Source organism: Pseudomonas sp. UV AK001, assembly GCF_046097675.1.
Classification (GTDB): domain Bacteria; phylum Pseudomonadota; class Gammaproteobacteria; order Pseudomonadales; family Pseudomonadaceae; genus Aquipseudomonas; species Aquipseudomonas kribbensis.
This window is the reverse complement of sequence record NZ_JBJUVZ010000001.1, coordinates 756650-779432: the sequence shown is the minus strand read 5'-3', so window position 1 is coordinate 779432 and position 22783 is coordinate 756650. Positions and strand designations below refer to the sequence as shown.

General features: G+C 61.2%; 21 protein-coding genes. 14 read left to right on the top strand and 7 right to left on the bottom strand.

The window, feature by feature from the left end; translation table 11 throughout:
• Positions 1-58 precede the first annotated feature (58 nt).
• Together ACKLNA_RS03655 and ACKLNA_RS03650 are read right to left on the bottom strand one after the other, a co-directional pair.
• Positions 59-1051, bottom strand: coding sequence for an SIR2 family protein (locus ACKLNA_RS03655; protein ID WP_408984884.1), 993 nt, complete (start codon positions 1049-1051; stop codon positions 59-61).
• 200 nt (positions 1052-1251) lie between these two features.
• Positions 1252-1683 carry a type II secretion system protein N gene (locus ACKLNA_RS03650; RefSeq protein WP_408984883.1) on the bottom strand — a complete coding sequence of 144 codons (432 nt, stop codon included), beginning with the start codon at positions 1681-1683 and terminating at the stop codon, positions 1252-1254.
• Positions 1684-1816: 133 nt separating this feature from the next.
• Here ACKLNA_RS03650 and gspH point away from each other — a divergent pair, with 133 nt between their 5' ends.
• Positions 1817-2269 (top strand): type II secretion system minor pseudopilin GspH, encoded by a 453-nt coding sequence (gene gspH, locus ACKLNA_RS03645; RefSeq protein ID WP_011334577.1) that lies wholly within the window; start codon positions 1817-1819, stop codon positions 2267-2269.
• Positions 2266-2874, top strand: a complete 609-nt coding sequence (locus ACKLNA_RS03640; protein ID WP_248740685.1) for a prepilin-type N-terminal cleavage/methylation domain-containing protein — start codon at positions 2266-2268, stop codon at positions 2872-2874. Before gspH ends, ACKLNA_RS03640 begins: the two co-directional genes overlap by 4 nt.
• Here ACKLNA_RS03640 and ACKLNA_RS03635 read toward each other — a convergent pair whose 3' ends face one another.
• Genes ACKLNA_RS03635 through ACKLNA_RS03625 form a run of 3 tightly spaced genes read right to left on the bottom strand, consistent with a single transcriptional unit; the run spans position 2875 to position 5081 of the window.
• The gene (locus tag ACKLNA_RS03635) at positions 2875-3813 is read right to left on the bottom strand and encodes a FecR family protein (protein ID WP_408985548.1); all 939 of its coding nucleotides are present in this window, start codon (positions 3811-3813) and stop codon (positions 2875-2877) included. It abuts the gene before it with no gap.
• A 45-nt stretch (positions 3814-3858) separates the two neighbouring features.
• The gene (locus ACKLNA_RS03630) at positions 3859-4410 is read right to left on the bottom strand and encodes an RNA polymerase sigma factor (RefSeq protein WP_011334580.1); all 552 of its coding nucleotides are present in this window, start codon (positions 4408-4410) and stop codon (positions 3859-3861) included.
• Entirely contained in the window at positions 4407-5081 is a 675-nt protein-coding gene (locus ACKLNA_RS03625) for an STN domain-containing protein (RefSeq protein ID WP_408984882.1), read from the bottom strand. Before ACKLNA_RS03625 ends, ACKLNA_RS03630 begins: the two co-directional genes overlap by 4 nt.
• A gap of 195 nt (positions 5082-5276) precedes the next feature.
• Here ACKLNA_RS03625 and ACKLNA_RS03620 point away from each other — a divergent pair, with 195 nt between their 5' ends.
• Positions 5277-5591 carry a hypothetical protein gene (locus ACKLNA_RS03620; RefSeq protein WP_408984881.1) on the top strand — a complete coding sequence of 105 codons (315 nt, stop codon included), beginning with the start codon at positions 5277-5279 and terminating at the stop codon, positions 5589-5591.
• A gap of 46 nt (positions 5592-5637) precedes the next feature.
• On the opposite strand, the gene ACKLNA_RS03615 is transcribed toward ACKLNA_RS03620, so the two are convergent.
• Positions 5638-6081, bottom strand: a complete 444-nt coding sequence (locus tag ACKLNA_RS03615; protein ID WP_248741893.1) for a carboxymuconolactone decarboxylase family protein — start codon at positions 6079-6081, stop codon at positions 5638-5640.
• 318 nt (positions 6082-6399) lie between these two features.
• On the opposite strand from ACKLNA_RS03615, the gene ACKLNA_RS03610 reads away from it, so the two are divergent.
• The 4 genes from ACKLNA_RS03610 to ACKLNA_RS03595 all read left to right on the top strand — a co-directional run bounded on the left by ACKLNA_RS03610 (position 6400) and on the right by ACKLNA_RS03595 (position 9792).
• Complete coding sequence (locus tag ACKLNA_RS03610) at positions 6400-7836, top strand: PLP-dependent aminotransferase family protein (RefSeq protein ID WP_408984880.1); 1437 nt, start codon at positions 6400-6402, stop codon at positions 7834-7836.
• A gap of 120 nt (positions 7837-7956) precedes the next feature.
• Entirely contained in the window at positions 7957-8250 is a 294-nt protein-coding gene (locus ACKLNA_RS03605) for a putative quinol monooxygenase (RefSeq protein WP_085711307.1), read from the top strand.
• A gap of 185 nt (positions 8251-8435) precedes the next feature.
• On the top strand, positions 8436-8837 hold the full coding sequence (locus tag ACKLNA_RS03600; RefSeq protein ID WP_408984879.1) for a cupin domain-containing protein: 402 nt from the start codon (positions 8436-8438) through the stop codon (positions 8835-8837).
• A 241-nt stretch (positions 8838-9078) separates the two neighbouring features.
• Complete coding sequence (locus tag ACKLNA_RS03595; protein WP_408984878.1) at positions 9079-9792, top strand: ATPase; 714 nt, start codon at positions 9079-9081, stop codon at positions 9790-9792.
• A 164-nt stretch (positions 9793-9956) separates the two neighbouring features.
• Here ACKLNA_RS03595 and ACKLNA_RS03590 read toward each other — a convergent pair whose 3' ends face one another.
• Complete coding sequence (locus tag ACKLNA_RS03590) at positions 9957-14843, bottom strand: NAD-glutamate dehydrogenase (RefSeq protein WP_408984877.1); 4887 nt, start codon at positions 14841-14843, stop codon at positions 9957-9959.
• A gap of 504 nt (positions 14844-15347) precedes the next feature.
• On the opposite strand from ACKLNA_RS03590, the gene ACKLNA_RS03585 reads away from it, so the two are divergent.
• The 7 genes from ACKLNA_RS03585 to ACKLNA_RS03555 all read left to right on the top strand — a co-directional run bounded on the left by ACKLNA_RS03585 (position 15348) and on the right by ACKLNA_RS03555 (position 22758).
• Entirely contained in the window at positions 15348-15701 is a 354-nt protein-coding gene (locus tag ACKLNA_RS03585; protein WP_085711311.1) for a hypothetical protein, read from the top strand.
• A gap of 211 nt (positions 15702-15912) precedes the next feature.
• Complete coding sequence (locus ACKLNA_RS03580; RefSeq protein ID WP_007913915.1) at positions 15913-16872, top strand: MoxR family ATPase; 960 nt, start codon at positions 15913-15915, stop codon at positions 16870-16872.
• 5 nt (positions 16873-16877) lie between these two features.
• The gene (locus ACKLNA_RS03575; RefSeq protein ID WP_085711312.1) at positions 16878-17822 is read left to right on the top strand and encodes a DUF58 domain-containing protein; all 945 of its coding nucleotides are present in this window, start codon (positions 16878-16880) and stop codon (positions 17820-17822) included.
• Positions 17819-18316, top strand: coding sequence for a DUF4381 domain-containing protein (locus tag ACKLNA_RS03570; protein ID WP_085711313.1), 498 nt, complete (start codon positions 17819-17821; stop codon positions 18314-18316). Before ACKLNA_RS03575 ends, ACKLNA_RS03570 begins: the two co-directional genes overlap by 4 nt.
• Positions 18309-19388 (top strand): VWA domain-containing protein, encoded by a 1080-nt coding sequence (locus ACKLNA_RS03565; RefSeq protein ID WP_114883579.1) that lies wholly within the window; start codon positions 18309-18311, stop codon positions 19386-19388. Before ACKLNA_RS03570 ends, ACKLNA_RS03565 begins: the two co-directional genes overlap by 8 nt.
• A complete protein-coding gene (locus ACKLNA_RS03560) occupies positions 19385-21121 on the top strand; it encodes a tetratricopeptide repeat protein (protein WP_408984876.1) in 1737 nt (578 codons plus the stop codon). Before ACKLNA_RS03565 ends, ACKLNA_RS03560 begins: the two co-directional genes overlap by 4 nt.
• Complete coding sequence (locus ACKLNA_RS03555) at positions 21118-22758, top strand: BatD family protein (RefSeq protein WP_305832709.1); 1641 nt, start codon at positions 21118-21120, stop codon at positions 22756-22758. The genes ACKLNA_RS03560 and ACKLNA_RS03555 overlap by 4 nt, the downstream gene beginning before the upstream one ends.
• Positions 22759-22783: the final 25 nt, after the last annotated feature.

Below are 22783 nucleotides of genomic sequence, written 5' to 3'. Positions count from 1 at the left end.
ACAAAGGGACTAATTTATTTATAGAAATAAATCTGGAAATAAACCAGTCCCTTTTTTTTCAATAATTACGACTCCAATCTTGAAAATCCAAAATATTCGACAAGTAGAAGTGATGAAAATTTCTAGTCTTTAATTTACTTGACCAGTAGTCCAATCTCTGCCCCTGAGTTTGACCAATACCGGCCCACTCTACAACCACAATGTGTTTTGACTGCGCATGAGCCGCAATAACATCATTTAGGTGATTGTCATCTCCAGAGTACCCAAAAACTATAATCTCTTGCGATTCGCCCAAACTAATATTCAAATAGTTCCAATAGGTCGATAGAACCATTGAAGCCCCAATCGCAGAGCGTTTATGCCGCACATGCGTCAAGACGATGTGATCCGACCCTTCGGGAGAAAATGAGTTTAGTTCATGTCTATCGCGCTTTCGAGCGACCCCATGATGATCAAAAAAAAGTGGGGAACCATGCAAATGCAAATAATACCCGAAATTATTATTATACAATCTGACTAATGCTTCAGAACTGAACCCAGAACCCACCATCCCATCTACCAATGTAGTATTGGAGTAACTTCCCATTAGTCCCGCATCCAAAAAAGCCCCATACAACAACTTGTCATAATTCAGCGTTGCTATATGCGACTTAGTTCCGCGAACAAATCGAATGAGTGGTTCTAGAAAGCTTTGCGGTAATCCTCCACCATACAAATGTAGCCTAGTCGCTACTTTATGTATGTAATTTGCAACCGCCACAGGAAACTGCTGTCCTTCTTGCGAAAGCCAGTGCACATTCATTCTTTGTGACATATTTATGCTATTAAGTGTCTTGCATGCGGATATTACCAAATGCAGAGGATCAAGTTGATCCTCACGTTGAGGTATTGCGCCGTTGCCACCGATGCACTGACTGATTAGATCCTTATGTACATCGGACACTGCGATTGGATCATTCCAAACGTCGGCCATTGCATTTGTCAGTGAAAAATGCCGAGGATCAAGTGCCATCCCTAGCCCATTACCAAAAATTAAAGTTTTTCTTGGCATCCATGCTCTCCTGATCTATAGAACATATCGAAGTAAAGGCATAGTGCCAGCCTGAAAGTCCGTTGTGAAGTGTGCTTGTGGTTGCATCGGGCCAGCACCCACCTCTCAAAAATAGTCTGATTGACCGAAAGCGGGCATGCCTGACATGCCTACTCTGGCTAGTCAAAAGCAATCATTGTAGTGGTCTACTCCCCCGCAACTCACGGCCTAACCAACCTAGGCATCTCCACCCCCTCCCCCAACCTCTCCACCTCCAACCTCACCCTCTCCCCCCCCTGCTCAATCACCACCCCATCCCCCTCCACCGCCACCAATTTCACCCCTGGACTCACCCTCTCCCCCTGCAAAAAACTCCTCGGCGGCCCGTCGTTCAAACTCAAAATCGCCACCGCCCCGCGACTCCCCGCCATCACGCCGCTGACCTTGATCTCCACCGGCGCCGTGCGGTTGGAGAACCACTGCAACGCGGGGTTATCGCTACGCGCCGCGAGCAGTTGCGGGGTGGCCGCCGGGGTGTGGGATTCGGCGGTGGTCAGGAGCAGGGATGACCAGGTGGCGATGCCGACCAGGGCGGCCAGCAGTGCGGCGGCCTGGATGATTTGGGGGGGTGAAAAGCGTGCGGTGTATCTCATGGGCTGAATCTCCTTTTAGTCCCGGTAACCAGACTACGCGGCAATTCTCACGGTTTTATTTCACACGCCTTACATGTTGGCCGTGCAGGATGGTTTTTTGGGACGGGGCTGGACGCAAGGGAGTGCGCATTCGATGAATCGGTGCAGGCAGCAGGGTTTTACGCTGATCGAGTTGATGGTGGTGCTGGTGATCATCGGCATCGCCAGTGCGGCGATCAGTCTGAGTATCAAGCCCGATCCGTTGCAGTTGCTGCGCAAGGATGCCGAGCGCGTGGCGCAGTTGCTGCAGATTGCCCAGGCCGAGGCCCGCGCCGATGGCCGGCCGATTGCTTGGTTGAGCGATGGCAAGGGGTTTCGGTTCAGTCGGCGCAGTGACAGTGGCAAGGGCTTTGATCATTTCGATCGGGACCCGCAGTTGCGGCCGCGTCCCTGGCAGAGTCCGAAGCTGGAGGTGCGGGTGGAGCCGAAGCAGAAAGTGGTGCTCAACGCGGAGTGGATCAATCCGCCGCTGCAGTTGACGCTGTCTGACGGGCTCAATCGGTTGAGTGTGCTGCGCGATGCTTCGGGCCGGATTAGCGTGCAATGAACAGACAACAAGGTTTTACGCTGATCGAGGTGATGGTCGCGATTCTGTTGATGGCGGTGGTCAGTCTGATTGCCTGGAAGGGGCTGGACAGTGTCACCCGCGCCGACAGCCATTTGCAGGCCAGCGGTGAGCAGAGTGACAGCCTGTTGCGGGCGTTGAATCAGATGCAGCGGGATGTGGAAATGCGCGCCGGGATCGAGTTGACGGAGCCGAAGAAGGTCGGCACCGAGGATGAACCGGCGACCGCGCCGCCTGCCGTTACGGTGCGCAGCAGTGACAGCAAGGGGTTTCGGCTGGACATCATTCGTAGCGCGGCGGATCAGCCGGGGGCTTTGCAGCGGGTGCGGTGGTGGCTCAAGGGGGACACGTTGTATCGCGCGGTGGCGCCGGCGCGTAGTCGGTATCCGTTGCCGGCGCCTACGGCTGGGGTGGCGGTGTTGGGTGAGGTGAGTGATCTGCAGGTGCGGGTTTGGGAGATGGATAAGGGGTGGCGGCAGTTGAGCGGGAATCGGCGGGAGGATCCGTTGGGGTTGGAGGTGCGGTTGACCCGGCAAACACCGCAAGGGCCGGAGAAGTACCGGCAGGTTATGGGACCCTTGCAGTGATCAGCTGAGGACGACTACGCCGCCCGGCAACTCGGTGCATTTGACGCCGTAGGCATCGCGGATCAGTGCGCCTACGCCGGCCAGTTGATCGAGGCTGAAACGCGCCTGCACCCGGCGCTGGCCGAGTTCGCGGTTGAGCAGCAGCAACATGCCCGGACGATAGCGGTTGATCTCATCAATCATCTGGCTCAGCGTCGCACCGTTGAACACCAGCACCTGCTGACGCCAGTTCATCACCGCCGCCGTGTCGACGCTTTGCACAGTGCCAACCTGTTGCGCGTCGTAGGTCAGTTGCTGGCCTGGTTCCAGGCGCAGGCTGCGGCCTTCGACTTCCACGTCCACCGCGCCATCGAGGCACGTCACGCACACCTGTTGATCGAGGTTACGCAGGTTGAACCGCGCCCTGCTCGCCCGCAACCAACCACCACCGGCCTGCATCGCCATCGGCAACCGCGCGGTCTGCACTTCGACTTCGCCGCTGACCAGTTCAAAGCCTTGCACGCCCTCATCCACCGAACGCTGGTTGATGCGGGTCTGGGTGTTCAACTCAAGGCTCAGGCCGTCGGCCGGTTCGACCCGGCGTTGCTGGCCGACTTCGGTGATGTAATCGGCGCCAAGCCCGGAGAACCCGCCCGGGATCGTGCCACGCACTAACAGGAACGCCGCCGACGCGGCAATCGCGCCGCCGAGAAAGGCCCGGCGTCCAAACCGTCGTGGAGCCCGCAACTCTTCCGCCGCCGGTTGCAGCAGATGCCACAGCGCCTTGCACTCTTCAAATGCGCGGGCGTGTTCGGGGCTTTGGGCGCACCACTGGCGCAGCGCTCGGGCGTCGGCGACCGTGGCGCGGCCGGAGGTCAGCAGGATCAGCCAGTCGCGGGCTTCGCTTTGCAGACGCTCGGCAGGCGTGGGCTCGGCAGGTGTCAGACGGAAGATGTTCAAACGCACAGGTACTCGACGGGTTGATCGGGACACTAAATCGGAGCTTCATTCACTAGACGGTTTTCCGGCCCCGCGACCGAACCGCTGAAACACTTTTCTTTCCAGTTTGGCCGCGCAGTGTCCGAGGGCAGCCTTGATTTCCTTTTCGACCATGCGCGTGGAGATGCCGAAACGCTGGGAGATTTCCAGGTGCGGCGCTTCTTCCAGCCGTGCGGCGATGAAGATCCGGCGGCGCCGGGCCGGCAGTTCGTAGAGGGCGCTGAGCAGGGACTGGATTTCCTTCTGGCCGCCGACCACGCGCATCGGGTCCAGCGCTTCGTCGCTGACTTGCAGCAGTTCTTCGACTTCGCTGCCGGTAAGCAATCGCGCATCGGCCTGGCGGCGGTCGGCGGCGATGTTCAGGGCCATGCGATAGAGGTAGGCGTTGGGCCGCAGCAGGTTCGGCGGCGCTTCCATGCGGTCGACCCGCAGGTAGGTTTCGTGCAGCACGTCGTTGGCCAGGTCCTCCGAGCCGAGACGGCGTCGCAGGCGCACCCGAAAGTCCTCGTAGGACGTCAGGAACAGCTGGACCATCGAACTTTGTCCGGCGTCTTTCATCCCCCGGAAACTCCTTCCCATTGTGTGCATTCCATGCGCTTTCCTGACGATTCGGGTAACAACAGCAACGTGACTGGCTGGCGCAATGCGCCGGGTGTGGGCCGGTCGATCTTGAGCGTGTGAAAACTGTCTACCAGCGCTGCATCGCGCCGAACATCGCCGGTGGTGGTGACCAACCGGTTGTGCTGCACCACGCCGTCGCGGCCGATCCACAGCTGCAACACCGCGCGAAAACTGCCGGGCCGGGTCAGCGGCGAACGGCACAGGTTGCGCTCGATGGCCGCCTGCACCGCCGTGGCGTAACTGCGGTTGACCGCGACGCTGGCGGGGGTCGGTTTCTCCGCCGGCAACGGCACGTCCTCGACTTGCGCGACCTGCAAGGTGAACGCGTCGTCGCGGCTGTACTTGGCCATCAACCCGCTGCCGCCGAGCATCCGGCGCAACGCTTCGGCGGCGGTGAATTCACCGTCCACCGCCAACGAGCGTCGGCCACGACTCAACTGACTGTCGACCAGCACCGCCATGCCGGTGGCGCGGCTGAACTGATCGAGGGCGCGGGCCAGTTCCTGGGCCGGGATGTGCAAGGTCAAGCGCATCGTCGCCGGCACCGGGTCGGCGCTGGCGCGGCTCAGAAACAAGCCAAGCAGCAGCCCCAGACAGAGCTGGCGCATGAGCGCTGAGCGCGCAAATTCGTCCCTGGCACGGCCTCGCTGCACGGCTGATGCACCCCTGAAAACCGTCATCCTGAGGGCTGTTTATGAATCTGGTGTGACGGCCACTGCAAAAAAACCATCACGGGATCGGCGCGCCCGTTGCACTAGACTCTTGAACTAGAGCGGCCCCTTCGGGCCGGCCAGGAGGCCAGCATGAAATCACTGTGGACATTGGCGCTGAGCGGGTTGGTTTTGACGCTGTCGGGCGGCGTACAGGCCGAGCAGGCAGTGGGTTGCGTCGAGGTGACTGTGGGCGGTTACAAGGCACCGAATTACGACTGCCTGAGCCAGCAGATGGGCAATAACCCCGACGGCGCGGCGGCTGCGCAGAAGAATCAGGAAGCGATGAATGTGCCGGTCAACAAGCGCCCGCCGAATCAGGTGGGGCTGGCGACGCCGGCGGCGACCAGTACGCGGATGGGCAATACGTTTGGCACGTCGGTGAAACCGCAGCGGCCGCCGAACTAGTTTTTACCTGTTCCTTCCCACGCTCCCGCGTGGGAACGATCATCAACTAGTGATCGCTGGGGACCTGGCGAAAACTCACCGCCAGGCGATTCCAGCTGCTGATGGTGCTGACAGCCATGGTCAGGTCCACCAGTTCGCCTTCGTTGAACTGTGTCCGCGCCTGCTCATAGACGTCATCCGGCACATGACTTTCCGCCAACAGCGTCACCGCGTCGGTCCAGGCCAGTGCGGCCCGCTCGCGCAGGTTGAAGAAGCCGCTGTCACGCCAGACCGCGATGGCGTACAGCCGCCGGTCCGTCTCCCCTGCCCGCCGCGCTTCCACCGAATGCATGTCAGTGCAGAATGCGCAGCCGTTGAGTTGCGAGGCGCGGATCTTGATCAGGTGCAGCAACGGCGCCTCGATGCTCAGGCTGCTGGTCAGCGCTTCCAGGGCAATCATTGCTTTCATGGCTTTGGGTGAAGCGCTGTAGTAATCCAGACGCGGGGACATGGGCGGGTCTCGGGCAGCAGAAGAGTGATTTCACGGTAAGCGCTGACAGGCCAGGGTTACAGCCCCAATTGCACGGAAAACCGGCAGACCACTGATCCCAGCCAAACACAGTACTTGTGGGAGCTGGCTTGCCAGCGATGGCGGTACATCTGCTGGCATCTATGTTGAATGTGATGCCCCCATCGCTGGCAAGCCAGCTCCCACAGGGTTCTGCGCCAATTTTCGGTATTTGCACTACGCAACTTCTGCCCCGCGTGCATTCGGGAGTAATCTGGCGGGCGCACAATCCGCCTCATTCGCCCCAGGAGCCCCGTCGGTATGGAACTTCATGTCGTGATCAACGGCCGCAAGGATCTGGCCGGTCAGTTGTATCAGCAACTGCGCGGCGCCATTGAATCCGGGCGTCTGGCCGCCGGCACACAACTGCCGCCGAGCCGCTTGCTCGCCGAGCAACTGGGGATTTCGCGCAAGACCATTTCCGACACCTACGCGCAGCTGACTTACGAAAACTTCCTCACCGGCGTCATCGGCAAAGGCACGTACGTCAACGCCCGCTCGACGCCGGTGCAGCGCAAGCAAAGTCATTCCGAACTGGCCAGTTCCGAGGTGATCGAGAGCTGGTGCAACCTGCCGGTATTTCTGCGCCATCCGACGCTGGAAGGCTCGCTGCGTTACGACTTCATCGGCGGCGCCACCAGCAAGGGGCAATTCCCCCACGATGACTGGCGCCGCTGCGTCTCCCACGCCATGCGGCAAATGGCGGGTTCCAAAGGCTTTTACAGCGTGGCGGAGGGCTTGCCGGCGCTGCGCAATGCGATTGCCCGGCACATTGCGTTCTCCCGTGGCGTGAACTGTCAGGACGAAGACATCGTGGTGTGCAACGGCGCGCAGCAGGCGCTGGACCTGATCGCCCGAGTGCTGCTGCGCCCCGGCAGTCTGGTGGCGATGGAAGATCCGGGTTATCCGCCGGCGCGGCTGCTGTTCGGCACTCATGGCGCCACCGTGATCGGAGTGCCGGTGGATGCGGAAGGAATTCAGGTAGAGCACATTCCCGACGGCACCCGGTTGATCTACGTGACGCCGTCGCACCAGTTCCCGCTGGGGATGCCGATGAGCCATGCGCGGCGCGAGGCGTTGCTGGCCCGGGCTTACGAGCTGGGCGCGATCATCATCGAGGACGACTATGACAGCGAATTCCGCTACGAGGGCCGGCCGACGGATTCACTGCACAATCTCGATCAGCGCGGCATCGTCGCCTACGTCGGCACCTTCTCGAAAACCCTGCTGCCGGAGCTGAGATTGGGTTACGCGATCCTGCCGCCGGCGATTCTCGAAGCGGTGATCCGCGCCAAGCAGCTCACCGATTTGCACGCCTCCACCCTGCCGCAATGGGCGCTGGCCAAGTTCATCGCCGAGGGCTGCCTGCTCAAGCACATACGCCGCTGCCACACCGTTTACGCCCAGCGCCGCGAGCGAATCCTGGCGCGCATGGCCACCGACCTCGCGCCGTGGCTGGAGGCCGTGCCGGCGAGCGCGGGCTTTCATATGGCGGTGTTCTGCCGGGTGCCGATCGACTTGCCGCTGGTGATCGAACTGGCGAAAAAGGTCGAAGTCGGGCTGTACGCCATCGACGGCTTCTATTACCAGCAGCCGGCCAGAAGCGGGATGTACTTCGGTTTTGGCGCCATCGAGACGCTGGATATCGATATCGCGCTGAATCGCCTGCGCGACATTCTGCAACAGGTCGCCGGGTAGATTGGTCTAACGGATTACCCGCCGATTGGTTATTGGTGATCCGGGGGTGCAGGCCTATTCTGCACAGGCGTTATCCCTCAATGAGCAGGATTCGTCCGACCTGATTCAGGAGTGTGAGCAATGTCCAACGAAGTGATCAACACCGTACAGGTGCAGGCTGCGGCCGGCCGCTCCGAGGAGCTGGGCAGGCAGTTGCAGAAGATCGTCGAAACCCTTCGCGAAACGCCGGGCTGTGATTCCTATCTGGTCGACCGTTGCCCTGACGACAGCCACCGCTGGACGGTCAGCGCTCGCTGGCAGTCGGAGGCGGCGATGCAGGCGCACTTCAACCGGCCTGAGGCGCAGGGGTTTATTGATTTGATCGACAGTCGGCTGGCCAATAGCGTGGATTTCAACTCGTTTCCTATCGTTTGAAACTCAAGAAAATTGCAGCCTTCGGCAGCCTCGGGGAAACCTGTTTGGCTGTCGAAGGCTGTGGTTTTTCTGGTTAACGGGTAATCCGGATTGGTCACCCGATCTTCCCGAATATTGGCCGTTTGAATGCATCACTTCGCGGACTACTGTGAAAGCCGACTCCCCCACTTCACAGGTGACCCGCCATGAAACTCCTGCACATTTTCGCCGCCGCTCTCGCCCTGTCTGTTTCTGCCGCCGCCATGGCCCACGATGCCTCCGAGAAGGTATCGGTCCTGCAGGACCAGATGCTGAAAAACGTCCCCGGCAAAAAAGCCATGATGATTGAAGTCGACTACAAACCCGGCCAGTCCTCCATCGCCCACAAACACGACGGCACGGCCATGGCTTATGTGCTCGAGGGCGAAGTGACTTCCCAGGTCAAGGGTGAACAAGCGATCACCTACAAGAAAGGGCAGTTCTGGTACGAACCCGCCGGTTCCGAACATCTGGTGTCGAAAAACGCAAGCCAAACCAAACCTGCCAAGTTGCTGGTGTTCATGGTGCTGTCGCCGGACGAGCAAGTGTTGATCCCATTGAAAAACTGATGGTTGTTTAACCAGCCATAAATAAAAGGCGCAAATTGTTGATTTGCGCCTTTTTTATTTCTCGCGGCAATTAGTCAAAAACGCTTACAGCCAATAAAACTATTGCATGACAGTCATTCAGCAAATTGTCAGGTTGTTTTCAGTTTGGCGGGAGTAGTCTGAGGCAACTGTCGCCGATTCTATTTAATGAACCCCGACATTCCTGACTTTCCGACTGAAGTTGCTTCACGGGAGACTCACCATGAAACTTGCCTTTGCCAGTACCTTGGCGATATCGGTTTTAGCGTTGTCCGCCTGTTCAGTTCCTACCGCCCCCAAAGCGGTTTCCTCTCTCGACACACTGTTCACCCAACCCGTCGGGCGCAGCAGTGCCGCTCAGGTAAAAAGCGGTCCCGGTGTCTCATTGGGCGTCGTCTACAGCCCGAGTACCCAGACCAACCGCGAATACCTGCGCGAGTATCAGGCCAACGCCGGCACCGGTTTCGGCCAGAGTTTGCTGGTGCAGCCGATCCATGACGCCTACGTCGCCACTTCGAAACCGGACATGGCCGTGGACTGGGTGAAAGCCTCGCTGCAACGCCAGTTCGGCTCGGTGACGGTATACCCGGACATGCAGAGCTTGCGTGCGGCGAATCCGGATGTGGTGGCGATCGTCGACACTCACAGCCAGTTGATTACTTCGCGCAGTTCCGACATCAAGGCCGATGTGAGTGCGGACTTCTATGACGGCAAATTCAACTATATCGGAACGGCCAAAGGGTCCGAGGCGAAAGAGTTGACGCCGGTGTGGGCGGACTTCAAGCGTTCGGAGGAGATTGTTGCGGATATTAATCAGCAGCAGGAAGTTCAGGTTCGGGCACTGCAGAAGTTTGACCAGTCGCTCAGTAATTTGTTGACCAGACCGGCAGATAAAGTGTCGATGCTTGATAACAAACAAGGACATAACTTGCAGTAACTGTAATACCGCTATCGCGAGCAGGCTCGCTCCCACACTTGGAACGCATTTCCCTGTGGGAGCGAGCCTGCTCGCGAAAGGGCCGGAACAAACAACACGAATCCAACAGCCATAAAAAAGCCCCCACATCTCACAATGCAGGGGCTTTTTCATTCAGCAGCTACTCAAGCAAGCTCAAGCTCCGCAGTCGCCGCAGCAGGCACGACCGCCTGACCGCTCAACGCCACGTCGTTCAGCTCACGGTTGGCCACCGCGTACATGGCGTAGTCGGTGCCGCTGGCGGCACGGATTTCCACCAGCATGGCGCGCCAGCGCTGGATCATCGCGTCGTGTTGCGCCATCCACAGCCCCAGACGCTCTTCCACGTCCAGGTTGCCGCCGCCCGCTTGCAGAACGGCGATGGTGATCGCGCGTTGCTGCCAGTCAACGTCGTCGCGGAACGCTTCACGGGCCAGGGCCTGCCAGTTGTTTTCAACCGGCAAGGCGCTGATCTGCGAGATGTACCAGGTGATGTCCAGCGCGCTGCCCACGGCGAAGTACGCCTTGGCCACTTCGGCCGGATCCTGGCCAGTCACGTCGGCCGCTTCGATGATCGGCAACAGCGTGTAGAGGTGGGTCGTACCCGCCACCATACGCGCCAGCAATTCCGGTACACCGGCCGCCACGTAAGCCTGATAACGCTCCTGCCAGTTTTCACGGATTTCGCCGCTCAGCAGCTCGTCCAGTTTCAGGCCCAGCTCCTTCAGGTGCGGACCGAAATGCGCGACGTCACGGGCAGCGTTCTGCTCGTTGCGACGGGCACGCAGGAACCAGCGCGTGGCGCGACGGCCCAGACGCATCAGCTCGTCCATCAGCTCCAGTTGCACGTCAGCGGAGACCTGGTAGTCCAGCGCTTCAATCTGACGGAACCAGTGCGGGAGGTGGAAGATGTCACGCACGATCACGTAGGCGCCCGCCACGTTCGCCGGGGTCATGCCGGTGGACTCTTTGAGTCGCTGAACGAAGGTGATGCCCATGTGGTTGACCAGATCGTTGGCGATCTGGGTGCTGACGATCTCGCGCTTCAGACGGTGACGACGCATGGCATCGGCGAACTTGCTGACCAGGCTCGACGGGAACGCGGTTTCCATGTCGCGGGTCAGGTAGTCGTCGTCCGGCACCAGCGAGTCCAGCAGCTGCTGCTTGAGGTCGATCTTGCTGTACGAGATCAGCACCGACAGTTCCGGACGCGTCAGGCCCTTGCCGATCGCGGCGCGCTCGGTGAGCTGCTCCTCGGTCGGCAGGTACTCGATGGCGCGGTCCAGCTTGCCACGACCTTCCAGGTCGCTCATCAGGCGTTTGTACTCGGCGGCACGCTCGTAGGCACGGCGGGCAGCCAGGGACAGGGCCTGAGTCTGCTTGTAGTTGTTGCCCAGCACCAGACCACCGACTTCGTCGGTCATGCTCGCCAGCAACTGATCGCGTTGCTTGCCCGTCATGTCGCCGGCCTGAACCACTTCGTTCAGCAGGATCTTGATGTTCACTTCGTGGTCGGAGCAGTCCACGCCACCGGCGTTGTCGATGAAGTCGGTGTTGGAACCGCCGCCATTGAGACCGAACTCCACACGACCCAGTTGGGTCATGCCGAGGTTACCGCCCTCGCCCACCACTTTGCAGCGCAGCTCGTTGCCGTTCACGCGCAGCGCATCGTTGGCCTTGTCGCCCACGTCGGCGTGACTTTCGCTGCTGGCCTTGACGTAAGTACCGATACCGCCGTTCCACAGCAGATCCACCGGCGCCTTGAGCAAGGCGTTCAGCAGCTCGGTCGGGGTCAGCTTGTCGGCCTGGATGTCGAAGCGCTCTTTCATCTGTGGCGAGATGGCAATGCTCTTCGCGCTGCGCGAGAAGATACCGCCGCCTTCGGACATGATGCTGGTGTCGTAGTCGGACCATGCCGAACGCGGCAGGTCGAACATGCGCTGACGCTCGACGAAGCTGGTGGCCGGGTTCGGGTTCGGGTCGATGAAGATGTGCATGTGGTTGAACGCGGCAACCAGTTGCAGCTTGTCGGACATCAACAGGCCGTTACCGAATACGTCGCCGGCCATGTCGCCGATGCCGACCACGGTCACGCTGTCTTCCTGGACATTGATGCCGCGCTCGCGGAAGTGACGCTGTACGCCGACCCACGCGCCCTTGGCGGTGATGCCCATTTTCTTGTGGTCGTAACCGGCCGAACCACCGGACGCGAACGCGTCACCCAGCCAGAAGCCGTAGTCGATGGCGATGCCGTTGGCGATGTCGGAGAAGGTTGCAGTGCCCTTGTCCGCCGCGACCACCAGGTACGGGTCATCATCGTCATGACGCACGACGTTGACCGGCGGTACCAGTTTGCCGTCCTTCAGGTTGTCGGTGATGTCCAGCAGGCCCGAGATGAAGATGCGGTAGCAGGCGATGCCCTCGGCCGCGATCTCGTCACGGCTGCCGCCCAGTGGCAGGCGACGCGGCAGGAAGCCGCCCTTCGCACCCACCGGCACGATGACCGAGTTCTTCACTTGCTGGGCTTTTACCAGGCCCAGGACTTCGGTACGGAAGTCTTCTTCACGGTCGGACCAGCGCAGACCACCACGAGCAACGTTGCCGAAGCGCAGGTGCACGCCTTCGACGCGTGGCGAGTAAACGAAGATTTCGAACTTCGGAACCGGTTTCGGCAGCTCAGGGATCAAGTGCGGGTTGAACTTGAAGCTGAAGTACGACTTGTTCTGGCCGTTGGCGTCGGTCTGGTAGAAGTTGGTACGCAGGGTCGCTTTGATCAGGTCCAGGTAACGACGCAGGATGCGGTCTTCGTTGAGGACTTGAACGTCATCCAGCGCGGTCAGGATTGCCTGTTCCAGACGCAGTTGCTTGTCGTCCAGATCATCGCTGCCCAGCTTGCGTGCCAGGTAGAAGCGGGTCTTGAACAACCGGGTCAGCTCGCGAGCGATGTCGGTGTGGTTGTTCAGGGTGCTGGCGATGTAGCCGAGGTCGAAGCCCAGACGGATCTGCTTCAGGTAGCGAGCGTAGGCACGCAGCAGCGCGACGTCGCGCCATGGCAGGCCGGCGGTCAGCACCAGACGGTTGAACGCATCGTTTTCGGCGTCGCCGCGCACGATGTGGACGAACGCGTCCTGCAGGGTGTCATTGAGCTGCTGGATGTCCAGGTCCATGCCTTCGGCGGCAGTGAACGCGAAGTCGTGGATCCAGAACTCGCGACCGTTGTTGTGACGCAGGCGATACGGGAACTCGCCCAGCACGCGCAGGCCGAGGTTTTCCAGGATCGGCAGCACGTCGGACAGGGCCAGCGGGGTATCGGCGTGATACAGCTTGCAGTGCAGCTCGCGCGGGCCGGAAGCCAGCGGCTGGTAGAAGCTCATGGCCAGCGGCTTCTTCTCGCTCAGGTTGAGCAGATGCTGCATGTCGACCACGGCCGAGTGCGCAGCGAAACGCTCGCGGTAACCGGCCGGGAAGCCTTTAGGGAAGTCGGCCAGCACGTTGGTGCCGTTGGCTTCGCCGAAGGTTTCGACGGTCAGTGCGGCGTAGTCGTCCTGCCAACTGCGGCAGGCCTGGATGACTTCGTTTTCCAGTTGCAGCGGATCGATGTCGATGCGGTTTTTCGGGTCGACGCGCAGGATCAGTTGCACGCGGGCCAGCACGGACTCGGAGAAGAAGGTCCAGAACTCGCAGTCGGTCGCCTTCAGGCGCTCCATCAGCACTTGCTGGATCTTCTGGCGGACTTCGGTGGAGTAGATGTCGCGCGGCACGTAGGCCAGGCAGTAGCAGAAACGACCGTACGGGTCTTTGCGCAGGAACACGCGGATCTTGTTGCGCTCCTGGATCTGCACGATCGACATCACGGTGCTGAACAGTTCGTCGACCGGGGTCTGGAACAGGTCGTCACGCGGCAGCACTTCCAGAACCTGGGCCAGTTCCTTGCCCAGGTGAGCCTTGGCCTGGAAGCCGGAGCGACGCTCGATTTCCTCGACCTTGCGGCGGATGAACGGGATGACACGCACGCTTTCGCCATACACCGACGAGGTGTACAGACCCATGAAGCGGTGTTCCTTGATGACCTTGCCGTCGGCGTCGATTTCACGGATCGACACGTAATCCGGGTAGGCCGGACGATGGACGCGGCTCGGGTGTGCAGCCTTGGCGAACGACAGCAGCGTCGGTTCGCGCAGGTAGTTCACGGCGTAGTCTTCGATGTGGCGGTCTTCGTTGGTCAGACCGGTGCGCAGCATCTTGGTCAGGCCGAGGAACGAATTCTGGTCGTATTCGATGTGGCCGCCGTCGGCCTGATCGACCACGGTGAATTCTTCGTAGCCGAGGAAGGTGAAGTGGTTGCCCACCAGCCATTCCAGGAAGCTCTTGATTTCGTTCTTCTCGCCGGCATCGACGGCGAATGCGCTGTTGTCGAGCTTGGTGAGGATTTCCTGCACCTTGGCCTTCATCGGCTCGAAATCGGCGACCGCGACGCGGACTTCACCCAGAACCTGTTCCAGTTCCTTGCTCAGCACATTCAGTTCGGCCGCGTTGGCGCAGCGGTCGATTTCCAGGTACATCAGCGACTCGTGCAGGATGCCTTCGCCGGTGGTGCCCTTCGGCAGGATTTCCAGCAGTTCGCCCTTGCTGCCACGACGCACGCTGAGCACGGTGGTCTGCAGGGTGTGGATGCTGTAGCCGCGGCGGTTCAGCTCGGTACGCACCGAGTCCACCAGGAATGGCAGGTCGTGGTGCAGCACTTCGACCGCGGTGTGGGTCGACTGCCAGCCGTGACGTTCGTAATCGGGGTTGTAGACGCGCACTTGCGGTTGCGCGTGATCGAAGCGCTCAAGCAGGCGCCACGCAGAGAGAGTACAGCCAGCGAGGTCGGAGAGGCGACGTTGGGTCAGCTCGTCCAGGGAAATGATGCCGAAGAATTGTTCAGCGAACAGCGCCACTTGTGGCAGTGCCTGTTCACTGATGTGCTGCGCCAGTGCCGCTTGCAGTTGGTGCTGGAAGTCGGCTTTGCTGGCTGCGGTGAAGAACGCCATCTGTGGTACTCCGCTTGGGCTTGTTATTGATGGAAAGCGTCGCGTACAAAACCCCTTTCGGGGCGTTCCGTCGCCCTGTTCCTGAATCTCGGGCAGAGGAAACAGGGTGACAGGTGGGTGAAGCTGGACGAGACACTCAGGTCACATTCACCTTCCATGAATGGGCATCTGCAAAAACGACTGTCCGGCATGCCGACAATGCCTTTACGGGTGCTCATCCGTTGCGCAGCTTAATGGGTGCGACAATGTGTCTGCTTGCGGTGCTGCGACATATTCGGTCATTGGCACGTAAACCCGGGCAGGCGCATCGGTAAACACTAGCATTCATGGGGCGCAACGCCGGTCTGAATCCCCGGTTTTACGGTACAGGCGTGCCAGAAATGACCATTGACCGGTGTCGCGTTCACGACACATCCTCTGACACTCTCACATGCAGAAATTCCCGGGGGCTGGCAGAATCGCGCCCAATTGCGACCAACAAGCCCGCCGAGGCAGGAATTCCCCATGCAAATGACCACCGCCCTTTTGATCGTCAACCCGTGCGACGACGAAGAAGACAACATGGCCATGCTCTGCTGCCACAGCGACAAGGGCGAAATGTTTCTGATGAGCCGCTATCCGGACGAGGATGAGCTGGAGATCACCCTGGATGGCGAACCGTCCACTCTCGACGGCGTGAAAGTCACCTTGACCAAGACCCTGCTGAAAATCGAAATCGCGGCGGCGGATGCAGATGCGCTGAATGGCGATGATGTGCTGGAAATCACCTACAACCCGGACATGGTGGATCTGGCCGAGGTTGAAGAAACCCTGAAGAACATTCTTGATGGTACTGGCACCTTTATCAGCCAGATTTGAGGGTCTCTGGGCCGGCCCTTTCGCGTACGAAAGGGCCCGAAAGAACACCGCACCTCCCCCGCCCTACAAATTTCCAACAATTGCCCCGGTCATTTCCCGCACTTTGCGCAAAATGCCGTTAGTCGCCACCCCCTGCGATGGATTAAAGTAACGCCCCCAGCCCCGGCGTTATCCGAACGCCTGTGGCCACCCTTTCCAGGAACAGTCATCGATGGAACATCGTGAAGCGCTGCTGGCGCTGCGAACCTTTCTTTCAACGCAGATTCTCGGCCAGGAAAAACTCATCGAGCGCTTGCTCATCGCCCTGCTCGCCGACGGCCACATGCTGGTCGAGGGCGCCCCGGGTCTGGCCAAGACCAAAGCGATCAAAGAACTCGCCGAGGGCATCGAAGCCCAGTTCCATCGCATCCAGTTCACCCCGGACCTGCTGCCTGCCGACATCACCGGCACCGAGATCTATCGCCCGGAAACCGGCAGTTTCGTGTTCCAGCAAGGCCCGATCTTCCACAACCTGGTGCTGGCGGACGAAATCAACCGTGCCCCGGCCAAAGTGCAATCGGCCTTGCTTGAAGCGATGGCCGAGCGTCAGGTCAGTGTCGGGCGCAGCACTTACGAGCTGTCGCCGCTGTTTCTGGTGATGGCCACGCAGAACCCGATCGAGCAGGAAGGCACCTATCCGCTGCCCGAAGCGCAGCTCGACCGCTTCCTGATGCACGTGAAAATCGGTTTCCCGGACGCCGCTGTCGAACGCCGGATCCTGCAACAGGCCCGGGGCGAAGCCCTGAATGGCGAAACCAAACCCGAACGGCGGGTCAGCCAGCAAGCGATTTTCGCCGCACGCAAGGAAATCCTCGGTCTGTACATGGCGGACGCCGTGGAGGAATACCTGGTGCAATTGGTCATGGCCACGCGCAACCCGGCCAAGTTCGACCCGGAAATGGCCGAGTGGATTGCCTACGGCGCCAGCCCCCGCGGCTCCATCGCCCTCGACCGCTGCGCCCGCGCCCACGCCTGGCTGGCCGGTCGCGACTTCGTCAGCCCGGAAGACATCCAGGCTGTGCTGTTCGACGTATTGCGTCACCGCATCATTCTGTCGTTCGAGGCCGAGGCCGCCGGCATCGATCAGGATCGGGTGGTGCAACGGATTCTCGACGTCGTAGCCGTCGCTTGACCCCCATGAACGCCTCCCTGCCGTCCGAACCCGGTATCCGCATCTCCCTCGCCGAATTGATCGAGATGCGCCACCGCGTGCGCGAAGTGCAGCTGTTTTCCACGCCGAGCCAGCGCAGCCCGCTGATTGGCCTGCATCACTCGAAATTCCGTGGCCGTGGCGTCGACTTCGATCAGGTGCGGGTCTATCAGGCCGGCGACGACGTGCGCACCATCGACTGGCGTGTGACCGCACGTACTCAGGAGCCACACACCAAGCTCTTCCATGAAGAACGCGAGCGGCCGATTTTCATCATGGTCGAGCAAAGCACGCGGCTGTTCTTCGGTTCCGGGCTGATGTTCAAATCGGTGCTCGCGGCGCAAGCGGCGGCGCTGATCGGTTGGGCCGCGCTGGGCCACAACGACCGGGTCGGCGGACTGGTGTTCGGCGACAACGAGCATTACGAGATCAAGCCGCGCCGCAGCAAGCAAAGCCTGCTGCAACTGCTCAACCGCTTGGTGAAGGTCAATCAATCGCTGCACAGCGAGCGGGAACCGGATCGCGATGCGTTTGGTGTTGCATTGCGCCGGGCCCGCGAAGTATTGCGTCCGGGCAGTCTGGTGATTGTGATCTGTGACGAACGCGCCCTGAGCGACAGCGCCGAGCAGCAACTGAGCCTGCTGTCACGCCATTGCGATCTGCTGATGCTGCCGCTGTCCGACCCGCTGGACCACGCCCTGCCCGCCGCCGGTCTGCTGCGATTCGCCGAGCGCGGTGCGCAACTGGAACTCGACACTCTGAATTTCGACCTGCGCCAGACCTATCGCGCCCAGGCCGAAGCACGCATCGCTCGCTGGGAATTGCTCGCGCAGAAACTGCGGGTGTTGCTGATGCCATTGAGCACCCAAAGCGAAATGGTCGAGCAGATGCGCGAGTTCCTCAACCCGCAGCGCCCGGGGAACGTTCGATGAACGGCCTCGAACAACTGCAACCGCTGATTTCCCCGCCACCGATTGCCTTCTGGCCGCCGGCGCCGGGCTGGTGGTTGCTGCTTTTGCTGCTGCCGCTGATCGGCTACGCGTTGTGGCGTCTGCGCCGTTTCATTCCGATCAAGAAGAAACCCGTCGTGCGCGCCGAGATTCCACTCGATCCGGTGCGCGTTGCCGCGCTGGCCGAACTGGCACAAATGGTCAAACCCTACGACGGCGCACCGGCGGGCGCCTGGCTGCAGCAGCTCAACGGCCTGCTCAAACGTCTGTGCCGCAACCATTACCCCTACAGCCAGAGCCACACCCTCAACGGGCGCAAGTGGCTGGCGTTCCTCGACAACCGTTGCCCTGCCGCCGGCCTGACTCGCTGGATGGTGCTGGTGGAAGGCGCCTACAAGCCCGAATGCAAACTCGACGACAAGGCCATCGCCGGCCTGACGCAAGCCGTCGATACGTGGATCCGCAAGCATGTTTGAGTTCGCCTGGCCGTGGATCTTTGTGCTGTTGCCGCTACCGTGGCTGATGCGCCTCGTGCTGCCGGTGGCCGACAGTGGCGAGCCGGCGTTGAAAGTGAGCTTCCTCGGTGACCTGGAAGGCCTCGCCCGCCGCCGCGCCCGGGCCAATCTGCCGGCATGGCGTCAGCAGGCGCCGTTCATGCTGCTGTGGTTGTTGCTGCTGATCGCTGCCGCCCGCCCGCAATGGCTCGGTGAGCCGTTGCCGATTGCTGCGAGCGGTCGCGATCTGCTGGTGGCGGTGGACGTGTCCGGCTCGATGGACTTCCCCGACATGCAATGGAACGACGAAGACGTCAGTCGCCTGTCGCTGGTCCAGCATCTGCTCGGCGATTTTCTCGAAAGCCGCGATGGCGACCGGGTCGGCCTGATCCTGTTCGGCAGCCAGGCCTACCTGCAAGCACCCCTGACGTTTGATCGGCGCACCGTTCGGGTCTGGCTTGATGAAGCGCGGATCGGCATCGCTGGCAAGAACACCGCCATCGGCGACGCGATCGGTCTGGCCCTGAAGCGCCTGCGCATGCGCCCGGCGCAGAGCCGCGTGCTGATTCTGGTCACCGACGGCGCCAACAACGGCGGGGAGATCGAGCCGCTGACCGCCGCAAAACTGGCGGCCAACGAAGGTGTGAAAATCTATCCGATCGGCATCGGTGCCGACCCCGAAGAAAGCGGCGCCACCGCACTGCTCGGCGGCAATCCGACCCTCGACCTCGACGAGCCGGCACTCAAGGCAATTGCCGACGCTACCGGTGGCCGTTATTTCCGTGCCCGCGACGGCAAGGAACTGCAAGCGATCAAGGACACCCTCGACCAACTGGAGCCGGTGGCCCAGCAACCGACTCAGGCGCGCCCGGCCCAAGCGCTATATCAATGGCCGCTGGCATTGGCGTTGCTGTTGAGCATGTTGCTGGTCGCCCGCGAACTGTGGCCGGACAACCCGCTGCAACGCCTGTTCACCAAGGAGCTGTATCTGCAAAGCCCCCTGCCTGACTGGCGCGAGCGCCTCAAGCGCCTGCGTCTGCGGAGGCGCCGATGATCGCGCTCTGGCCGCACTGGTTCCGTCCGTGGTGGTTGCTGCTGTTGCCGCTGCTCGGCTGGCTGATCTGGCAGCTCTGGCACCGGCAGAAACGCGCCGGACGCTGGCAGATGATTCTGCCACCGGCGTTCCATGCCGCATTGCTCAGTGGCGGCAGCGGTCGCGACAGCAAGTTGCCGTGGGTTGCGCTGGGCGTCGCGTGGTTGCTGACCATTCTGGCGCTGCTCGGGCCGAGCTGGGAGCGGGTTGAACAGACCAGCCAGAAACCGGCGGATCCGCTGGTGGTGGTGCTGGAACTGACCCCGGAAATGCTCGCCACCGACTCGCCGCCAACCCGTCTGGAGCAAGCCCGACGCAAACTGTTCGATCTGCTCAAAGCACGCAGCGACGCACAGACCGCCATCGTCGTTTACGCGGGGAGCGCCCACACGCTGGTGCCGCTGTCGGATGATCTGGCGACCAGTCGCAATCTGCTCGATGCCCTCAAGCCGTCGCTGATGCCGGAGAGCGGCCATCGCGCCGATCTTGCAGTGAGCAAGGCGCTGACCTTGCTGGAACAAGGGGCGCTGGGTCAGGGACGCATTCTGCTGATCGGCTCTTCGCTTTCGGAAGAAGAACGACAGGGCATTCGCCGCGCACTGAGCGGGCAATCGGCGCAGTTGCTGATGCTCGGCATCGGTACCGCGGAGGGCGCGCCGATTGCTCAGGAGGACGGCAGTTTCCTCAAGGACGCACAGGGTGCGATCCGCGTGCCGCAACTCGACAGTCCCGGCCTCGGTGCCTTCCTCAATTCGGTGGGCGGCGAGTACCACAGCGCACGGCTGGATGAATCGGATCTGCGCAGCCTCGGCCTGCTCGATGGTCCGCGCAGCCTGCGCAACGACGGCCAGACCCTGCGCCTCGATACCTGGGCCGATCAGGGTTACTGGCTGCTGTTGCCGCTGTTGCTGCTCGCCGCCTGTGCCGGGCGCCGTGGCTGGTTGTTCTGTCTGCCGTTGCTGTTTTGCCTGCCGCAACCGAGCTACGCTTTCAGTTTCGAAGACCTGTGGCTGCGCCCCGACCAACAGGGTTTGCATCTGTTGAAACAGAAGCGTCCGGCCGAGGCCGCGCAACACTTCGAAGACCACCAATGGCAAGGGCTGGCGTTGTACGAGGCCGGCGATTACAGTGGCGCCGCCGAGCGTTTCGCCGAGGGCAGCGATGCCCGCGCCCACTACAATCGTGGCAACGCACTGGCGAAAAGCGGTGAGCTGGAAGCAGCGATCGACGCCTATGAACAGGCCCTGGAATTGCAGCCTGACTTGCGTCCGGCACTGACCAACAAGGCGCTGGTGGAAAACCTGCTCAAGCAGAAAAACACCCCGCCGCCCGCCGAGCCCGAGAAGCAACCGACGCAGCAAAACGTGCCGGGCGACGAACCACCGCCCGCCACCGCGCCGCCACCGGCGATCAAGAATGACACGCAAAGTGAGGCCCAGCCTGCGGAGTCGGCCAACGAACCGCCGCCGACCACGCCGCCACAGCCAGGCCCCAACGAATTGCCGGACAGCGCACCGGACGCGGAACAGAATACGGCCCCGACGCTAAGCCCCGGAGAGGACGACCTCAAAGGCGAGCAACGTCAGGCACTGGAACAATGGCTGGGCAAGATCCCGGACGATCCGGGCGAACTGCTGCGACGCAAATTCTGGTACGAACAGCAACAACATCAGGATCAGGAAAACACTCGATGACCCGTTTCACCGCACTCTTGCTACCCCTGCTGATCTGCACGGCCACCGCTCAGGCGGCCGAGCTGACGGCCAGTGTGGATCGCAGTCGCCTGAACTCCGGCGAAACGGTGGAACTCACCCTCGAATCCAACGACGTCACTCAGTTCGGCAAGCCGGATCTGACCCCGCTGGAACCACTGTTCGAAGTGCGCGGCACGCGTCAGGTCAACCAGTTGAACACCCTCAACAACGAGAACCGCGCCACCACCCGCTGGATCATCACCCTGTTGCCGAAACAGAACGGCAGCGTGGAAATTCCGTCATTGAAACTGGGCGAAACCCAGAGCCAGCCGATCACCGTGCAGGTGGTGGAAAGCGACGTAACCGAAGAAAAGAATGTGCTCGACCCGGTGTTCATCGAGTCCAGTCTCGACCAGAGCAGCGTCTATGTGCAGGCCCAGGCCGTCCTGACCCTGCGCATCTACCATTCGGTGTCGCTGTACGACGACAGCAGCGTCACGCCGTTGCAGATCACCGATGCACGGGTTGAACAGCTGGGCGATACACGCACCTACGAAAAAGACATCAACGGCGTGCGGCATGGCGTGATCGAAATGCGCTATGCGATCTTCCCGCAACACAGCGGTTTGCTGACCATCACCCCGCAAACCTTCAGCGCCACACGGGTGGACACCCAGCCTGCCAAGGATGCCAACGCACAGGGTCCGAAACCGGGCAAAGTGTTGCGAGTGACCTCTACGGAAATCCCGCTGACGGTCAAACCCAAACCCATCACTTATCCGGCCGATGCGCCGTGGCTGCCGGCCCGCAGCCTGAGCCTCAGCGAAAGCTGGAACCCGGAACCGGATCACACCCAGGTCGGTGACTCCCTGACCCGCAGCCTGACCCTCAAGGTCGAAGGCCTGGCCAGTTCGCAACTGCCCGCCCTGCCGGCCACCGAGGCCAACGGCCTGCGTCGCTACCCGGATCAACCGGTGCTCAACAACCAGAGCAGCGAGCGTGGCCTGATCGGCAGCCGTGAAGAACGCGAAGCCCTGGTGCCGAGCCGCAGCGGTTCAATCGAACTGCCGACCGTGGACGTGGTGTGGTGGAACACCTTCGAAGATCACCTGGAACACACCAGCCTGCCGGCCCGCACCCTGCAAGTGGTGAACAACCCGAGCCTGCAGGTCGACACCCCGGCCGGCAGCGCGCAATCCTTCAACACCGCCGACAGCGAAGCGCTGTGGTGGTGGAAACTCAGCACACTGATCCTCGCCTGCACCACCCTCCTCGGCTTCGGCCTCTGGTGGCGCGCCCGCTGGCAACCGGCAATCCTGCGCGCCGCACAAACCGGCCCGAGCCCGCGCACCCTGCTCGACGACATCAAACGCGCCAGCCAGGCCAACGACCCGCAAGCCACCCGCCAGGCCCTCGACGCCTGGGCCCGTCAACAGCCGGAGACGCTGGCAGACATGGCGGCGCGTTTTGTGCCGCTGTCGGATGCGCTTGATGGCCTGAACGGCGCGCTGTACAGCGAGACCGGGCAGCATTGGCAGGGTGAGGATTTGTGGCGAGCGATTCGCACGATTCCGACGGCGGAGCGGGTGCAGGATCCGGTGGGCGATAGCGGGTTGCCACCGCTTTATCCGAAGTAGGGTCGTCCCCGGCATCGCTCAGTCG

What these genes read in the sequence shown, in the direction of transcription:
- ACKLNA_RS03655 (WP_408984884.1), bottom strand. Translation starts at nt 1,051, where the DNA reads ATGCCAAGAAAAACTTTAATTTTTGGTAATGGGCTAGGGATGGCACTT.
- ACKLNA_RS03650 (WP_408984883.1), bottom strand. Translation starts at nt 1,683, where the DNA reads ATGAGATACACCGCACGCTTTTCACCCCCCCAAATCATCCAGGCCGCC.
- gspH (WP_011334577.1), top strand. Translation starts at nt 1,817, where the DNA reads ATGAATCGGTGCAGGCAGCAGGGTTTTACGCTGATCGAGTTGATGGTG.
- ACKLNA_RS03640 (WP_248740685.1), top strand. Translation starts at nt 2,266, where the DNA reads ATGAACAGACAACAAGGTTTTACGCTGATCGAGGTGATGGTCGCGATT.
- ACKLNA_RS03630 (WP_011334580.1), bottom strand. Translation starts at nt 4,410, where the DNA reads ATGAAAGACGCCGGACAAAGTTCGATGGTCCAGCTGTTCCTGACGTCC.
- ACKLNA_RS03625 (WP_408984882.1), bottom strand. Translation starts at nt 5,081, where the DNA reads ATGCGCCAGCTCTGTCTGGGGCTGCTGCTTGGCTTGTTTCTGAGCCGC.
- ACKLNA_RS03620 (WP_408984881.1), top strand. Translation starts at nt 5,277, where the DNA reads ATGAAATCACTGTGGACATTGGCGCTGAGCGGGTTGGTTTTGACGCTG.
- ACKLNA_RS03615 (WP_248741893.1), bottom strand. Translation starts at nt 6,081, where the DNA reads ATGTCCCCGCGTCTGGATTACTACAGCGCTTCACCCAAAGCCATGAAA.
- ACKLNA_RS03610 (WP_408984880.1), top strand. Translation starts at nt 6,400, where the DNA reads ATGGAACTTCATGTCGTGATCAACGGCCGCAAGGATCTGGCCGGTCAG.
- ACKLNA_RS03605 (WP_085711307.1), top strand. Translation starts at nt 7,957, where the DNA reads ATGTCCAACGAAGTGATCAACACCGTACAGGTGCAGGCTGCGGCCGGC.
- ACKLNA_RS03600 (WP_408984879.1), top strand. Translation starts at nt 8,436, where the DNA reads ATGAAACTCCTGCACATTTTCGCCGCCGCTCTCGCCCTGTCTGTTTCT.
- ACKLNA_RS03595 (WP_408984878.1), top strand. Translation starts at nt 9,079, where the DNA reads ATGAAACTTGCCTTTGCCAGTACCTTGGCGATATCGGTTTTAGCGTTG.
- ACKLNA_RS03590 (WP_408984877.1), bottom strand. Translation starts at nt 14,843, where the DNA reads ATGGCGTTCTTCACCGCAGCCAGCAAAGCCGACTTCCAGCACCAACTG.
- ACKLNA_RS03585 (WP_085711311.1), top strand. Translation starts at nt 15,348, where the DNA reads ATGCAAATGACCACCGCCCTTTTGATCGTCAACCCGTGCGACGACGAA.
- ACKLNA_RS03580 (WP_007913915.1), top strand. Translation starts at nt 15,913, where the DNA reads ATGGAACATCGTGAAGCGCTGCTGGCGCTGCGAACCTTTCTTTCAACG.
- ACKLNA_RS03575 (WP_085711312.1), top strand. Translation starts at nt 16,878, where the DNA reads ATGAACGCCTCCCTGCCGTCCGAACCCGGTATCCGCATCTCCCTCGCC.
- ACKLNA_RS03570 (WP_085711313.1), top strand. Translation starts at nt 17,819, where the DNA reads ATGAACGGCCTCGAACAACTGCAACCGCTGATTTCCCCGCCACCGATT.
- ACKLNA_RS03565 (WP_114883579.1), top strand. Translation starts at nt 18,309, where the DNA reads ATGTTTGAGTTCGCCTGGCCGTGGATCTTTGTGCTGTTGCCGCTACCG.
- ACKLNA_RS03560 (WP_408984876.1), top strand. Translation starts at nt 19,385, where the DNA reads ATGATCGCGCTCTGGCCGCACTGGTTCCGTCCGTGGTGGTTGCTGCTG.
- ACKLNA_RS03555 (WP_305832709.1), top strand. Translation starts at nt 21,118, where the DNA reads ATGACCCGTTTCACCGCACTCTTGCTACCCCTGCTGATCTGCACGGCC.